The organism is Pseudomonas sp. KH_024_B2, assembly GCF_057839965.1.
The window spans coordinates 2,370,556-2,385,461 of sequence record NZ_CM174502.1 but is presented as its reverse complement, the minus strand read 5'-3'; the positions used below and the strand labels follow the sequence as shown (position 1 = coordinate 2,385,461).

The 14,906-nt window shown below is 61.4% G+C and carries 11 protein-coding genes and 1 pseudogene; 6 read left to right on the top strand and 6 right to left on the bottom strand.

Going from position 1 to position 14,906, the window contains the following annotated elements; genetic code table 11:
* The first annotated feature begins 16 nt into the window (after positions 1 to 16).
* From AC3I0A_RS11205 to AC3I0A_RS11195, 3 genes are all read left to right on the top strand, one after another.
* Positions 17 to 934: a dihydrodipicolinate synthase family protein gene (locus tag AC3I0A_RS11205; protein ID WP_489377833.1), complete on the top strand. Its 918-nt coding sequence runs from the start codon at positions 17 to 19 to the stop codon at positions 932 to 934.
* A 69-nt stretch (positions 935 to 1,003) separates the two neighbouring features.
* Positions 1,004 to 2,401, top strand: a complete 1,398-nt coding sequence (abaF, locus tag AC3I0A_RS11200) for a fosfomycin efflux MFS transporter AbaF (protein ID WP_489377832.1) — start codon at positions 1,004 to 1,006, stop codon at positions 2,399 to 2,401.
* A gap of 219 nt (positions 2,402 to 2,620) precedes the next feature.
* Positions 2,621 to 4,201 carry an aldehyde dehydrogenase (NADP(+)) gene (locus AC3I0A_RS11195; protein ID WP_489377831.1) on the top strand — a complete coding sequence of 527 codons (1,581 nt, stop codon included), beginning with the start codon at positions 2,621 to 2,623 and terminating at the stop codon, positions 4,199 to 4,201.
* A gap of 131 nt (positions 4,202 to 4,332) precedes the next feature.
* Here AC3I0A_RS11195 and AC3I0A_RS11190 read toward each other — a convergent pair whose 3' ends face one another.
* Entirely contained in the window at positions 4,333 to 5,340 is a 1,008-nt protein-coding gene (locus AC3I0A_RS11190) for an Ldh family oxidoreductase (RefSeq protein WP_489378479.1), read from the bottom strand.
* A 108-nt stretch (positions 5,341 to 5,448) separates the two neighbouring features.
* Between AC3I0A_RS11190 and AC3I0A_RS11185 the strand changes: the two are divergent.
* Positions 5,449 to 5,586, top strand: a pseudogene (locus AC3I0A_RS11185) (peroxiredoxin); the annotation flags it as partial.
* Positions 5,587 to 5,796: 210 nt separating this feature from the next.
* Here the strand turns inward: AC3I0A_RS11185 and AC3I0A_RS11180 are convergent.
* From AC3I0A_RS11180 to speB, 5 genes are all read right to left on the bottom strand, one after another.
* Positions 5,797 to 6,057 carry a hypothetical protein gene (locus AC3I0A_RS11180; RefSeq protein ID WP_489377830.1) on the bottom strand — a complete coding sequence of 87 codons (261 nt, stop codon included), beginning with the start codon at positions 6,055 to 6,057 and terminating at the stop codon, positions 5,797 to 5,799.
* Between the two features lie 152 nt (positions 6,058 to 6,209).
* Positions 6,210 to 7,898, bottom strand: a complete 1,689-nt coding sequence (gene betA, locus AC3I0A_RS11175) for a choline dehydrogenase (RefSeq protein ID WP_489377828.1) — start codon at positions 7,896 to 7,898, stop codon at positions 6,210 to 6,212.
* Between the two features lie 2 nt (positions 7,899 to 7,900).
* Complete coding sequence (locus AC3I0A_RS11170) at positions 7,901 to 9,469, bottom strand: purine-cytosine permease family protein (protein WP_489377827.1); 1,569 nt, start codon at positions 9,467 to 9,469, stop codon at positions 7,901 to 7,903.
* 175 nt (positions 9,470 to 9,644) lie between these two features.
* Complete coding sequence (locus AC3I0A_RS11165; protein ID WP_489377826.1) at positions 9,645 to 11,153, bottom strand: aldehyde dehydrogenase family protein; 1,509 nt, start codon at positions 11,151 to 11,153, stop codon at positions 9,645 to 9,647.
* A 67-nt stretch (positions 11,154 to 11,220) separates the two neighbouring features.
* Positions 11,221 to 12,219, bottom strand: coding sequence for an agmatinase (gene speB, locus AC3I0A_RS11160; RefSeq protein ID WP_489377825.1), 999 nt, complete (start codon positions 12,217 to 12,219; stop codon positions 11,221 to 11,223).
* Positions 12,220 to 12,371: 152 nt separating this feature from the next.
* Between speB and AC3I0A_RS11155 the strand changes: the two genes are divergently transcribed.
* The gene (locus AC3I0A_RS11155; RefSeq protein ID WP_489377823.1) at positions 12,372 to 13,286 is read left to right on the top strand and encodes a LysR family transcriptional regulator; all 915 of its coding nucleotides are present in this window, start codon (positions 12,372 to 12,374) and stop codon (positions 13,284 to 13,286) included.
* 80 nt (positions 13,287 to 13,366) lie between these two features.
* Positions 13,367 to 14,875, top strand: a complete 1,509-nt coding sequence (locus tag AC3I0A_RS11150; protein ID WP_489377821.1) for a sigma-54-dependent transcriptional regulator — start codon at positions 13,367 to 13,369, stop codon at positions 14,873 to 14,875.
* Positions 14,876 to 14,906: the final 31 nt, after the last annotated feature.

Here is a 14,906-nt window from a genome sequence, read left to right as displayed (position 1 = left end):
CGAACCGGAGGCAACAATGAGCAAGCGCATTAACTGGAGTGGCGTCTTCCCCGCGGTGACCACTCAATTCAACGATGACTTCACCATCAACCTGGAAAAAACCCACCAGGTGATTTCCAACGTGATCCGTGACGGCGTATCGGGCCTGGTGGTCTGCGGTTCGGTGGGGGAAAACACCTCACTGAGCGCCGAAGAAAAAATCGCCGTGACCGAAGTCGCGGTCGACGCCTCCCGCGGCCGCGTGCCGGTGATCTGCGGCGTGGCCGAATTCACCAGCGTGCAAGCGGCCAAGGTGGCCAACGCTGTGCGCCGGGTCGGTGTCGATGGCGTAATGCTGATGCCGGCGCTGGTCTACGGTTCCAAGCCGTTCGAGACCGCCGAACACTACCGCTACGTGGCCAAGAATGCCGACGTACCGCTGATGGTCTACAACAACCCGCCGATCTACAAAAACGACGTCACCCCGGACATCCTGATTTCCCTGGCCGACTGCGACAACGTGGTGTGCTTCAAGGATTCCTCCGGCGACACCCGTCGATTCATCGACGTGCGCAATGAAGTGGGTGACCGTTTTGTGCTGTTCGCCGGTCTCGACGATGTGGTGCTGGAAAGCATCGCGGTGGGTGCCGAAGGCTGGGTCTCGGGCATGTCCAACGTGTTCCCGAAAGAAGGCGAAACCATCTTCCGTCTGGCCAAGGCCGGTCGCTTCGCCGAAGCCATGCCGATCTATGAATGGCTGATGCCGATCCTGCACCTCGATGCCCGTGCTGACCTGGTGCAGTGCATCAAGCTGTGCGAAGCCATCGCCGGTCGCGGCAGCGCCCTGACCCGTCCGCCACGTCTGGCCCTGCCGGAAGCCGATCGGGTATTCGTCGAGCAGATCATGGCCAAGGCCCTGGCCAATCGTCCGCAGTTGCCGGACGTCGGTCTCTGAGTGATTGCCGGGCGGGTCCTCGAGGGCCCGGCCGGCTGCCTGTCTTTGCGCCTCTACAGGAACGTCAGCATGTCCAATCCTCAAAGCAATTCCAGCGCAACCACCCCTTCGGGACTCAAACGCGTCGTGGCCGCCGCCATGGCCGGCACCGTCGCCGAATGGTATGAATTTTTCCTCTATGGCACTGCCTCGGCACTGGTCTTCGGCCAGCTGTTCTTTCGCCAGACCGACAGCCCGATCGACGGCATCCTCGCCGCCTTCGCCCTCTATGCGGTCGGCTTTCTCGCCCGCCCACTGGGGGGTCTGGTGTTCGGTCATTACGGTGACAAATTCGGCCGCAAACGCCTGCTGCAATTGAGCCTGGTGGTGGTCGGCATCACCACGTTCCTGATGGGTTGTTTACCCGGTTTCGACCAAATCGGCTACGCGGCGCCGGTGTTGCTGGTGCTGCTGCGGCTGATCCAGGGGTTCGCCTTTGGCGGCGAATGGGGCGGCGCGATTCTGCTGGTGTCCGAACACTGCCCGGACAATCGCCGAGGCTTCTGGGCCAGCTGGCCGCAAGCCGGCGTGCCAGCCGGCAATCTGGTGGCGACCGTCGCCCTGCTGTTGTTGTCGTCGAACCTTTCCGAGGAGCAATTCCTCGCCTGGGGCTGGCGCGTCGCGTTCTGGTTCTCGGCGGTTGTGGTGCTGATCGGCTACTGGATTCGCACCAGCGTCGATGACGCGCCGATCTTCAAGCAAGCCCAGGCCCGTCAGGCGCAGAACACGCAACAACAGCTGGGCGTGGTCGAAGTACTGCGTCACCACTGGCGTGCGGTGCTGGTCGGCATCGGCGCGCGGTTTGCCGAGAACATCCTTTACTACACCGTCGTGACCTTCTCGATTACCTACTTGAAACTGGTGGTGCACAAGGACACCTCAGAGGTCCTGTTTCTGATGTTCGGTGCGCACCTGCTGCATTTCTTCATGATCCCGCTGATGGGCTACCTGTCCGACCTGGTGGGGCGCAAACCGGTGTACCTGACCGGCGCGATACTTACCGCGTTCTGGGGCTTCATCGGCTTCCCGATGATGGACACCGGCAACAACTGGCTGATCATCGGCGCGATCACCCTGGGCCTGGCCATCGAGTCGATGACCTACGCGCCCTACTCGGCGCTGATGGCTGAAATGTTCCCGACCCATGTGCGCTACACCGCATTGTCCCTGTGCTACCAGGTGGCACCGATCTTCGCCGGTTCTTTGGCCCCGCTGATTGCCCTCACCCTGCTCAACAAGTACCACAGCTCGACACCGATCGCCTGGTACCTGGTCGGTGCCTCGCTGATTTCCATCGTCGCCGTCGGCCTGACCCGGGAAACTCGTGGCAAGTCGCTGCACCAGGTGGACAGCGAATCCGCCGCGCGCATCGCTGCCCTGGATAACGCCGAACCCGTCACTGCACGCCGGGGTGATTCGTTGGCTTGACCTCAATACGCAACCTGTAGCAGCTGCCGCAGGCTGCGTTCGAGCGCGTAGCGGTCGTAAATACTGGCGACACGATGTGACTGTGACACCGCGTTGCATGGTTTTACGACGGCTTCGTCCGTACGCGGCCCGTACCGAACGCAGCCTTCGGCAGCTGCTACGGGTCATGCGCTGCGGTCTGCCAACGTACTTGGCCTCACATTTCGACAGGAGTTTTTCATGCCCCACATCATCGGCCACAACTACATCGGCGGTGCGCGCAGTGCCGCCGGCAACATCACCGTGCAAAGCCATGACGCAAGTACCGGTGAAGCGCTGCCCTACTCGTTCATGCAAGCCACCGTTGAAGAAGTCGACGCCGCCGCCCAGGCCGCGGCTGCAGCTTACCCAGCCTTCCGCAATCTGTCGGCGAGCCGCCGCGCAGAGTTTCTAGAGGCCATCGCCGCGCAACTGGATGCGCTGGACGATGCGTTCGTTGCCCTGGTATCGCGCGAGACGGCGCTGCCGACCGGGCGTATCCAGGGTGAGCGCGGCCGTACCAGCGGCCAGATGCGCCTGTTCGCCCAGGTCCTGCGGCGCGGCGATTTTTATGGTGCGCGCATCGACCGGGCCTTGCCCGAGCGTCAACCGTTGCCACGGGTCGATCTGCGTCAGTACCGGATCGGTGTCGGCCCGGTGGCAGTATTCGGCGCGAGCAACTTTCCGTTGGCGTTCTCCACCGCCGGTGGCGATACCGCAGCCGCCCTGGCCGTCGGTTGCCCGGTGGTGTTCAAGGCTCACAGCGGGCATATGGCGACTGCCGAGCACGTGGCCGATGCGATCATCCGCGCCGCCGAGCAAACCGCCATGCCCGAGGGGGTGTTCAACATGATCTACGGTGCCGGAGTCGGCGAAGCGCTGGTCAAGCATCCGGCAATCCAGGCGGTCGGCTTCACTGGTTCGCTGAAGGGTGGCCGCGCCCTCTGCGACATGGCCGCCGCACGGCCACAACCGATTCCGGTGTTCGCCGAAATGAGCAGCATCAATCCGGTGGTGGTGTTGCCGGAAGCCCTACAGCTACGGGGCGAGAAAATTGCCCGCGAACTTGCCGCGTCAGTGGTGCTCGGCTGTGGCCAGTTCTGCACCAACCCCGGACTGGTGATCGGTATTCGCTCCCCTCAGTTCAGCGCATTCATTGAAACGCTCAGCGCGCTAATGGCTGAACAGCCAGGGCAAACCATGCTCAACGCTGGCACGCTCGACAGCTACGGCAAGGGCGTGCAGGCATTGCGCGCACACCCGCAAATCACTCATTTGGCCGGCCGCGAACAACAGGGCAAACAGGCTCAGCCCCAGCTGTTCAAGGCCGACGTCAGCCTGCTGCTCAATGGCGATCCTCTGCTGCAGGAAGAAGTTTTCGGCCCGGCCACGGTGCTGGTGGAAGTGGCCGACAAGGCCGAACTGCAACGAGCACTGCAGAGCTTGCACGGTCAACTCACGGCCACGCTGATTGCCGAAGCCGGTGACCTGCAAACCCATCACGACCTGCTCCCGCTGCTTGAACAGAAGGTCGGCCGGGTTCTGTTCAACGGCTACCCGACCGGCGTCGAAGTGTGCGATGCGATGGTGCATGGTGGTCCTTACCCAGCCACCTCCGATGCCCGTGGCACCTCGGTCGGCAGCTTGGCCATCGAGCGTTTTCTGCGCCCGGTGTGCTACCAGAACTGCCCCGATGCGCTTCTGCCCGACGCGCTGAAAAACGCCAACCCGCTAGGCATCGCCCGCCTGGTTGACGGCAACAGCCATCGCGAACCGCTGTAAAAAACACTCAGATGTGCAGCGAAATCCTGTGGGAGCGAGCTTGCTCGCGTGATGCGCGTGTCAGTCAATGAAGATGTTGAATCTGATGGCCTCATCGCGAGCAAGCTCGCTCCCACAGGTCTGGCTTTCACTCAGCCCAGCAGTGCCTTCAAGTCGTTGTACAAGGCCTCGGGAATCTGCACCCCCTCCATCTGACTGAGTGCTCGCGCCTCATAACGCCGTTGCGACGGCAAGCGTGCGCCCTGCCCTTGTATGCTCTGGAACATGACTTCGGCACGGGCCAGGTGTCGCTCGGTGGCCTCGCCGAGAAAGCGGCGCGGGTCGAGGGCGATGATCAGCTCGCCGTGGTACGGCGACGACTTGCTGCCGGCGTCATAGGCCAGCGACTCAGCACTGGTCAGGTCACCGATCAAAGGTCCCGCGATCAACTCCACCATCGCCGCCAGCGCCGAGCCTTTGTGCCCGCCGAACGTCAACATCGCGCCGGTATCGAGCACCACGTTCGCATCGGTACTGGGCTGTCCGTCAGCATCGACGCCCCAGCCTTCGGGTATCGCTTTGCCGGCACGACGATGCAGCTCGATATCACCCCGGGCAATCGCACTGGTGGCAAAGTCGAACACAAACGGATCCTTGCCCGAACGCGGCCAGCCGAACGCGATGGGATTGGTCCCGAACACCGGCTGACTCCCACCTGCCGGCGCGACCCAGGCATGACTGGGATTACAGGCCAGCGCCACCAGACCGGCAGCGGTCAGCTGCTCGATCTCGACCCACAGTGCGGAAAAATGCACGCAGCGATTGATCGCCAAGGCCGCAATCCCGTTTGCCCGGGTTTTCTCCTCCAGCAACGGCAGCCCCGCCTGGAACGCCAACTGGGAGAAACCACCCGCCGCATCGACCCGCACGATCGAAGGTGCCTGGTCGATCACCCGCGGTTCGGCATCGGCCACCACCTTGCCGGCTCTGAGTGAATTCACGCAACCCAATACCCGGTACAGACCGTGGGACGCGCAGCCATCGCGCTCGCCGGCAATCACCGTGTCGCTCACCGCACGGGCGTGGGCAAGGTTGAAACCGTTGTGCAGCAAGATCGATTCGGCCAGCTCGCGAGCTTCGGCCAGGGACAGTCGGATCATGATCAACTCCTTGGACAGACCGTCCAGACTGGCCCATTCCAGAGCCCGCGGCTTGATCGCTTTAGGCCCGGTCGATGACGAATTCGGCATACCGCCGAAATGTCGACGGCGCGGTTGACGCTGCGCGTTCCAGGTCTGGCACACGATGTCGCGACGACGCTGGCGCATACCGCCGACCAGATTTGCCCGTACTCCAAGGCGACGCGGGGTAACATTGACGTGGCCCTGAACGTCCTCACGGCTTGACGCACCTTGCCTCGCGGACAGTGGATACGACGCCCGTTGAGGTAAGGCTCCGGCTCGGTTTCGTAGCGCCAGTTGTACTTCTTGGTGTTCATCGGGATCGAAGGTTCGCCCGGCAAGCCGAACAGGACGCAGGCTGAAGTCGGCCCTGGCCGATGTCGTGTACGCCAACGCAGGTCATAAGGCCAACCCAAAGGTTGGCCTGGCTGCACGTCAGCTCTTGTTGGCAGGATTTCGGGTCTCGATTTTTTTCAGCGCGCTGGTTGTTTCACTGATGCACTTCTTGTCATCGCCCGCTGCCTGGGCATCTTTTGCATCTTTCAGCGCCTTTTTGATGTTGTCCACGGCGCTCTCTGATGTCGAGGGTGCGGTAGCCAGCGCGTCTTCGATTGCTTGTATGTTTGACGCACAAAGATCTTTATCCGCAGCAAACCGGTGAGGCCAACATTGCAGCAGTGATGAACAATCCAGCAATTGTAGAATGCTTCATGGTTATCTCCTTATGCATGGCTCGGCGCTGTCGATCGATGGGGCCGCTTGCCGAGGTGGTTATAAGCCCCTTCGCAGGGTCTCGCTAAATGACTATAGCCGCACGTAGCCATTCGGTGGTGATACGCGCGGCTCGATCAAACCCTGACGTTGCGCCCCGGCGCCGATGTCCGCTGGCTGGTTTCCCAGTTTTCGGCGAGACCGACTGCCACATCGGACGCGGGCAGCATCTGGCGCCCGCGAAGCAGATCGGATGCCCGCTCGGCCAGCATGATGGTCGGCGCATTGAGGTTGCCATTCGGCTCGGTTGGGAACACCGATGAGTCGATCACCCGCAACCCCTTGATGCCCCGTACACAGAGTTCGGAATCGACCACCGCCATGTCGTCCTCGCCCATGCGGCACGAGCCGCAAGGATGGTAGGTGCTCTCCAGGTTTTCACGCACGAAGGCGTCGATCTCTTCATCGGTATTCACCTGCGGCCCCGGCGCGATCTCGCCGTCGCGGAAGCGATCCATCGCCGGCTGGCCGATGATCTCCCGGGTCAGGCGGATGCAGCGACGGAAACCTTCGCGATCTTCTTCGCGTTGCAGGTAGTTGAATTGAATCTGCGGATGTTCGTAAGGGTCGGCGGAGCGAACCCGCACATAGCCGCGGCTCTTGGGTTTGTTCGGCCCGGTGAGCACCATGAAGCCGTGGCCCTTGATCGGTTTATTGCCGTCGTAACGCATGGCCGCGGGCAGAAAGTGGAACTGGATGTCCGGCCAGCGCAGACCCTTCTCGGAGCGGATGAAACCACCGGCCTCGAAATGATTGGTGGCGCCGAGCCCGTCCTTGAACAACAGCCAGCGCAGGCCGATCAACAGCTTGCTCAGGGGATCCATTTTGTTATTGAGCGTCACCGGTTCCTTGCACCCGAACTGGATGTAAACCTCTGCGTGATCCTGCAGATTCTCCCCTACCCCCGGCAGGTCATGCCGGACCTCGACCCCGGCTTTGCGCAGAACCTCGGCCGGCCCGATACCGGATCGCTGCAGCAGGTGCGGCGAACCGATGGGACCTGCCGACACGAGGATTTCCCGGTTGCAATAGACCTGGTGGGTCTGGCCTTGGTGGTCATAGCTGATCCCGACGGCTTTTTTGCCTTCCAGAATGATATGACGCGTCATCGCGTGAGTGACCACGGTCAGGTTCGGGCGACCCATGGCCGGCCGCAGATAAGCGTTGGCTGTGGAGCAACGCACACCATTTTTCACCGTCATGTGCATGGCACCGAAACCTTCCTGCATGAAGCCGTTGCAGTCGTCGGTCTTGATGTAGCCCGCTTCGGCACCGGCTTCGATCCAGGCTCCGTACAACGGGTTTTTCATGTGATTGCCGTTGGTGGTGTGCAACGGGCCGGTGCTGCCGCGATAGCCGTCACCGCCCTCCTCGTAGTGCTCGGCCCGTTTAAAGTAAGGCAGGCAGTTGCGATAGCCCCAACCCTGTGCGCCGAGCGACTCCCATTCGTCGAAGTCATAGGCGTGGCCACGGATGTACACCAGGCCATTGATCGACGATGAACCACCCAGCACCTTGCCTCGCGGACAGTGGATACGACGTCCGTTGAGGTAGGGTTCCGGCTCGGTCTCGTAGCGCCAGTTGTACTTCTTGGTGTTCATCGGGATCGAAAACGCGCTCGGCATCTGGATCACCACACTGCGATCACTGCCACCAAATTCCAGCACCAGTACCGAGGTGGCCGGGTCTTCGCTCAGGCGGTTGGCCAACACACAACCTGCCGAGCCTGCACCGATGATGATGTAGTCGTATTTTTGCGTAGCCATGATTATCTCCCGGCTGTCGATTCGTTGAAAACCGGCAACGAGTGCTTGCTCAGCTTCTCGCCGGTGGTGTATTGCGGAGATGTTTTCTCGATGTGCTGGATAACCGCTTCTTCGCCTTTGAGGTCGATCGAGCGGCTCAACCAGTAGTACGCCAGCCCCGACACGATCAGCCCGACGAGCCAGGCGATGTCGATGCTGCCGAGCGCCTTGGCGAGCGGGCCGACATAGACCTCACGCTGTTCGACGGCGTCGTAGATGTAGAAGAACGGGATCATCGAAATGAAGCCGATCGCATACGCCGCGATACCACGTAGACCCCAACTGCCGTAGATGTTGCCGTGCGGCATGAAGAAGTGCGGGATGGCGTAGCGGCCTTTGCGGACGAAGAAGTAGTCAGTCAGGTTGACCGAGGTCCATGGCACCAGGAAGTACAACATCACCACCAGGTAGATACCCAGCACCGACAGGCCTTTACCCGAGCTCTGGATGCTCAGGGCCACGCCCAGCTGCAGCAGGATCACGAAACCGATGGCCAGAATGCGCGCCTTGCGCGTCGGCTCGATGTGCTTGATGGAGTCGACGCAGGTCAACGTGGTCAGCTTCGCGCTGTAGATGTTCATCGCGATGACCGGCAGGAAGGCCAGGATCGTGACGACCACCACCACTGTACCGATGAGCGGCGACACCGTGTTGCCCACTTGCCCGAGGGCGACCAGCACATCCGTGGAATGCAGGTGATCGGCCAACCAGCCACCCACGGAAATCATCCATGCGCCGGACAACGAGGCCCCCAGAAACACCACTGCGATCAGTTTGCCGCTGGAGGTGTTCTTCGGCAGGTAGCGCGAATAGTCGGACACATAGGGGGCGTAAGCGATGTTGTAACTTGCCGCCGCCGCGAACTGGGCGATGAAACCGGTCCAGTTGAAGCCCAATGGTGGCGGAGCAATTTCACCGGCCGCGAGTACCGGCATCGGCGCATCGGGAACCCAGCCCATCAGCACGGCCAAGGTCACCAGACCGTAAAGCGGAATCGACAGATACAACGCCCACTTGAAACTGCGGTGCATCCAGTCATGGCCGAGGATAGCCAGGATCGCAGCCGGTATCGTCACGGCCACCGCCACCACAATGGGGTTGAAACCGAATAGCGTGTGCAGGCCCTGCATCATCAACACCAGGTTAACGATGTTGAAACCGGCGAACACAAACAGCGTCGCCAGCAGCACGAGAATGACGCCGCGATAGCCGAACTGCGCACGCGACTGGATCATCTGTGGCAGCCCCAGGTGTGGCCCCTGCGAGCCATGAAAAGCCATGAACAGCGTGCCGAACATGATGCCCAGCGTGCCGGCGAGTGTGGTCCAGAGCGCGGTCAGGCCGACGCTCGGGCCAACGAAGCCGATGGTCATGGTGAAGAAGGTGAAATTGCCGAGGAACCAGAACGGGCCCTGGCTCGACAGTTTGTCGGTGCGCTCGTTTTCCGGGATGAAGTCGATCGAATGACCCTCGACGACGGGCTTGTCGTCGCGGGTCAACACGCTTGGGGCGGCTTTGGCGTCAATGTTCATGATGTACTCTTATTTTTGGAAGATCATGACGAGATAACTGCATTCTTTTGGGTGAACGACGTCCCTGTGGGAGCGAGCTTGCTCGCGATAGCGGAGTATCAGCCGACATCAATGTTGGATGTGCTGGCCTCTTCGCGAGCAAGCTCGCTCCCACAAGGGCTGTGTCAGCCTTGACTCAGGGCAGCGTGATCCAGACCGCCTTGGTCTCCATCAGATAATCGAGCTGTTCCGGCCCCAGATCCTTGCCGAATCCAGATTGCTTGTAACCACCGAACGGCATCGACGGGTCGATGGTGCTGTGGGCGTTGACGTAGACCGAGCCCGCTCGCAACCGCGGAATCAGGCTGTGCACACGTCCAAGGTCATTGGAGTAAAGTGCGGCCGCCAACCCGTAGGGCGAATCATTGGCCAGTGCCAACGCCTCTTCTTCATCATCGAAAGGTGCGGTCACCAGCACCGGACCAAAGATTTCTTCCTGGACGATGCGCATATCGTTGCGGCAATGAGCGAAGATGGTCGGCTCTACGAAGAAGCCGGGGCCATCGACAGGCTGGCCGCCGTAGACCAGTTCGGCGCCTTCACGCTTGCCGGTTTCGATGTAGTCGGTCACTCGCTCCTTTTGCAACGCCGATACCAGCGGGCTGATGAAGCAGTCTGGATCCAGACCCGGCGCCATCTTCAACGTCCGTGTGTAGGCGATCAGTTCGCGCAGGAAATCGTCGTAGATGCTGCGATGAATATAGGCGCGTGTACCGGCATCGCACACCTGACCCGAGTTGAAGAATACCCCGTTGGCGATCGCCTGGGCGGCGGCCGGAAGGTCGGCATCGGCCAGCACTATTACCGGTGATTTTCCTCCGAGTTCGAGGGTTAGTCGCTTCATTTCGTCCAGCGCAGCACGTCCGACGGTGCGGCCTACCGGCGTCGAGCCGGTAAAGGTCAGCTTGTCGATGCCTGGGTGCGTGGCCATGGCCGCACCGACCACGCTGCCGCGTCCGGTCACGATGTTGATCACCCCATCCGGGATGCCCGCTTCCTGAACCAGTTCGGCGAAACGCAAGGCGGACAGAGAGGTCAGTTCGGCGGGTTTGACCACCACGGTGCAACCGGTTGCCAGCGCGGCACCGAGCTTCCAGGCCATGGTCTGCAGCGGGAAGTTCCAGGGCACGATGGCGCCGACCACACCCACAGGTTCCTTGCGCGTATAGGCCAGGTAATTGCCCGGTAACGATGGCTCGACGGTGCGCCCGTGAAGTTTCGTGGCCCAGCCGGCGAAGTAACGCAGGGTATCGACCGTGCCCTGGATATCGACATCCCGTGCTTGGGCAGCGGACTTGCCCATGTCGATCGATTCGATTTCCGCCAGTTCGGCGGCGTTGTTTTCAATCAGGTCAGCCAGGCGGTGCATCATCCGTTCGCGTTCCGCCGGCTTGGCCTGACGCCAGGCGCCACCGTCAAACTGCGCGCGGGCGGCTTGCACGGCGCGATCCAGATCCTCGGTGGTGCCCATTGGAATACGGGTGATCAGGCCCTCGGTCGACGGCTCGATGACATCGGAAGTCTGGCCGTCGCTGGCCTCGACCCAGGCGCCACCGATGAACATCTTCTGAACCTTGCCGAGGAAGGTTTGGGTGGCTTCGGATACTCCGAATTTCTGCAGGTACTGCTTAACGATCGTGTCCATTTTTATTCTCTCTGCCCGGCGGTCAGGCCACGCCGGGTCACTGTGGTTCGAGGATCGATCCGGACAATCAAGCCGGGGTGGTTTCGCTCATTTCCTGACGCGCTTGAGCCCGCTCGTGGAAGATGAAGCCGATGCTGTTGAGCAGCAGTTGTGCCGCCAGAATCGAGGTAATGCCGGAAGGGTCATAGACGGGCGCCACCTCGACCAGATCCATACCAACGATGTTGCCTTTACTGCGCTTGGCCAGGGCCTGGATGATTTCCAACACTTCGTAGTACAGGAAGCCGCCGTGGCTGGGCGTGCCCGTGCCGGGGGCGATGGACGGGTCGAAACCGTCGATGTCGATGGTGATGTAGTAGTTGATGTTTTGCGGGATCAACGCCAGCACACCCTCGGTGCCGAGACGGCGGACATCACGTACCGAAAGGATCTTCGAGCCGGCGCTATGGGCCGCTTCGTAGTCATCGCGATTGGAAGAAGACACGTTGCGGATGCCCATCTGGGTCATGCCGACGATGTGGTTCATTTCCGAAGCGCGGCGCAGCGGGTTGCCATGGCCGTAGCGAACGCCATGACGTTCGTCGACGAAATCCAGGTGCGCATCGAAGTGAATGATGTGGATCGGGCCGCGGCCCTCGAAAGCCTTGATCACCGGGGCGTGAATCGAGTGATCGCCGCCGAGTACAACCGGCATGACACCGGCATCGAGAATCTTGCGCACGGCGTACTCGGTGTTCTCGTTACTCGTGACCATGTCGGTGTGCACGATGTCGGCGTCACCCACGTCGACCATGCGCACGTCCGACGCGGTCAGGTACATGACGTCATCTTCGTGGTCATAGGCACCGGCGTGGCCGAAGGAAAACAGCGTCGATGCCTCGCGAATCCCGCGCGGCCCGAAGCGTGCGCCGGAACGCCACTGGGTGCCCATGTCGTTCGGCGCGCCGAGGATGGCGACATCGGCATCAAGCGCATCCCAATCGGTGCACACCGGGGATTTGGCAAAGGTGCAGTGCCCCACGAACGGCAAGTTCAGGCGACCGGATTCATAACCATGCTTCGACATTTCAGGCATCTCCAATTCTTGTTATCGGCTAGGCGGACTTGGAAGGCGACCGCCGTTGGAATGACTATGGGCGCAGGTTTTCGTGGAAAAAATGCTAAACATCAGATACTCATATCGGCATTGCCGATGCATCCACAGGCAGGAGGTCCAAGGTGATTCAGCTGCACGATGTCGATCTGAAGCTGCTCAGGGTGTTTGCCACGATTGTCAGGTGCGGGGGGTTTTCCGCCGCGCAGGCGGCTTTGAACGCCGGCCAGTCGACCATCAGCGAACAGATGACCCATCTGGAAACCCGGCTCGGGGTCAAACTCTGTCAACGCGGGCGCAGCGGCTTTCGCCTGACCGAGCAAGGCGTGGCGATCCATGAAGCCACCCAGCGCCTGCTCTCGGCGGTGGAGAACTTCTGCATGGACGCCGACGTGCTCAAGCAGCACATCAGTGGCAAGCTCAACCTGGGGATCATCGACACCACCATCACCGACCCTGATTCACCGATTCCACGAACCACCCAGCGCTTCGTGTCGAGGGGGCATGATGTGCATCTGAACGTGTATGTCGGCACCCCCGCCGAACTGGAGGAACGCGTACTCGACGGCCGACTGCACCTGGCCATCGGGCACTTCCCGATCTACGTTCCGGGTCTGTTGCACTCACCGCTGTATCAGGAAGCACTCGGGCTGTATTGCGGGCGGCGGCATCCGCTCTATGGCAGCAAGGCCGAGAGTGCCGAACTGCTCGAAGAGATTGGCGAGAGCCGGATTGTCGTCAGGGGTTACATGCAGCAGTACGACCTCGAACACCTGGGCGTCAGCAAGGCCGCAGCGACCGTGGACAACATCGAGGCGCTGGCCATTCTGATCATCTCCGGCGCCTATCTGGGCTTTTTGCCCGTGCACTTCGCCACCCAATGGATCAAGACCGGCGAAATGCACCAATTGGCGCCAACCAGTTTGCATCTGATGTCGCCCTTCGACGTGATCACCCGACGTGGCATTGCCCCGCCGCCGATACTTCAGGCCTTCCTCGAGGATCTGGCCGCCTGTTCACGCAAAACAGGCAGCACCTGACGTCACGCTCGCCACACGCTCACAGAGACCGGCATACTCATTGACGCAGTGATCCAGTTCGCAACCCTTGCAGGCCAACCATGCGCATCCACGTCACATTCATCGACCGCGTTGGTATCACCCAGGAAGTGCTGGCCCTGCTCGGTGGGCGCAGTTTCAATCTGGATGCCGTCGAGATGGTGCCACCGAACGTTTACATCGACGCCCCGACCCTCGGCGCCGATGTGCTGGAGGAGTTGCGCGAGGCCTTTCTCGATGTGCAGGGCGTGCAATCGGTGACGATGGTCGACATCCTCCCGGGGCAACGTCGACGCTTGCAACTGGATGCCTTGCTGGCTGCCAGCACCGACCCGGTCCTTGCGGTGGATGGCCGCGGCCATGTGCTGCTGGCCAATCCGGCGCTGATCGCACTGTGTGGCCGCGAACCGGCCGGTGAGCCGCTGACGGCGCTATTCGATGATCCCTCCTTGCAACGCACGCTGATCGAACACGGTTTCCGTCTGCCCATGCATGAGGTCAGCCTCGGTGGCCAGACCTTGCTGCTCGATGCCATGCCGATCACCGACGCCGGCGCCCTGCTGACCCTGTATCAACCGAACCGCATCGGTGAACGCCTCTCGGCGCTGCACCATGACCATGCCGAAGGTTTCGATGCGCTACTGGGCGATTCGCCTCCGGTGCGAGCCTTGAAAGCCCGTGCCCAGCGTGTTGCAACGCTCGACGCACCGTTGCTGATTCAGGGCGAAACCGGCACCGGCAAAGAGCTGGTGGCCCGCGCCTGTCACGCCATCAGCACACGGCACGACTCGCCATTTCTGGCCCTGAACTGCGCAGCGCTGCCGGAAAGCCTCGCCGAAAGCGAGCTGTTCGGCTACGCCCCTGGCGCCTTCACCGGCGCGCAACGGGGAGGCAAAATCGGCCTGCTTGAACTGGCCGACCAAGGCACGGTGTTCCTCGACGAAATCGGCGAAATGTCGCCCTACCTGCAGGCCAAGTTGCTGCGCTTTTTAAGCGATGGCTGTTTCCGTCGGGTGGGTGGCGATCGTGAGGTCAAGGTCAATGTGCGGGTCCTCAGCGCGACCCACCGTGACCTGGAAAAAATGGTCAGCGAAGGCAGCTTTCGCGAGGACCTGTTCTACCGTCTGAATGTGCTCAATCTGCAAGTGCCGCCGTTACGCGAACGCGGCCAGGACATTCTGCTGCTGGCCGGCTACTTCATGCAGCAGGCCTGCGCACAGATCCAGCGCCCGGTCTGCCGTCTGGCGCCGGGCACCTATCCGGCGCTGCTGGGCAATCGCTGGCCGGGCAACGTGCGCCAACTGCAAAACGTGATCTTCCGCGCCGCCGCCATTTGCGAGAACCCGCTGGTGGACATCGAAGACCTGGACATCGCCAGGACGGCCGTGGCACGGCAGAACAGCGGCGAGGTGGGCAGCCTGGAGGATGCCGTCGAAGATTTTGAGAAGAGCCTGCTGGAACAGCTCTATGGCAGTTACCCTTCCAGCCGGTTACTGGCCGCACGCCTGCAAACCTCCCACAGCGCCATCGCCGTCCGCCTGCGCAAATACGGGATTCCGAGCAAGCCCTGATGCCTTTGCCGGAACACATTTTCACCAGCAA

What these genes read in the sequence shown, in the direction of transcription:
- AC3I0A_RS11205 (WP_489377833.1), top strand. Translation starts at nt 17, where the DNA reads ATGAGCAAGCGCATTAACTGGAGTGGCGTCTTCCCCGCGGTGACCACT.
- abaF (WP_489377832.1), top strand. Translation starts at nt 1,004, where the DNA reads ATGTCCAATCCTCAAAGCAATTCCAGCGCAACCACCCCTTCGGGACTC.
- AC3I0A_RS11195 (WP_489377831.1), top strand. Translation starts at nt 2,621, where the DNA reads ATGCCCCACATCATCGGCCACAACTACATCGGCGGTGCGCGCAGTGCC.
- AC3I0A_RS11190 (WP_489378479.1), bottom strand. Translation starts at nt 5,340, where the DNA reads ATGATCCGACTGTCCCTGGCCGAAGCTCGCGAGCTGGCCGAATCGATC.
- betA (WP_489377828.1), bottom strand. Translation starts at nt 7,898, where the DNA reads ATGGCTACGCAAAAATACGACTACATCATCATCGGTGCAGGCTCGGCA.
- AC3I0A_RS11170 (WP_489377827.1), bottom strand. Translation starts at nt 9,469, where the DNA reads ATGAACATTGACGCCAAAGCCGCCCCAAGCGTGTTGACCCGCGACGAC.
- AC3I0A_RS11165 (WP_489377826.1), bottom strand. Translation starts at nt 11,153, where the DNA reads ATGGACACGATCGTTAAGCAGTACCTGCAGAAATTCGGAGTATCCGAA.
- speB (WP_489377825.1), bottom strand. Translation starts at nt 12,219, where the DNA reads ATGTCGAAGCATGGTTATGAATCCGGTCGCCTGAACTTGCCGTTCGTG.
- AC3I0A_RS11150 (WP_489377821.1), top strand. Translation starts at nt 13,367, where the DNA reads ATGCGCATCCACGTCACATTCATCGACCGCGTTGGTATCACCCAGGAA.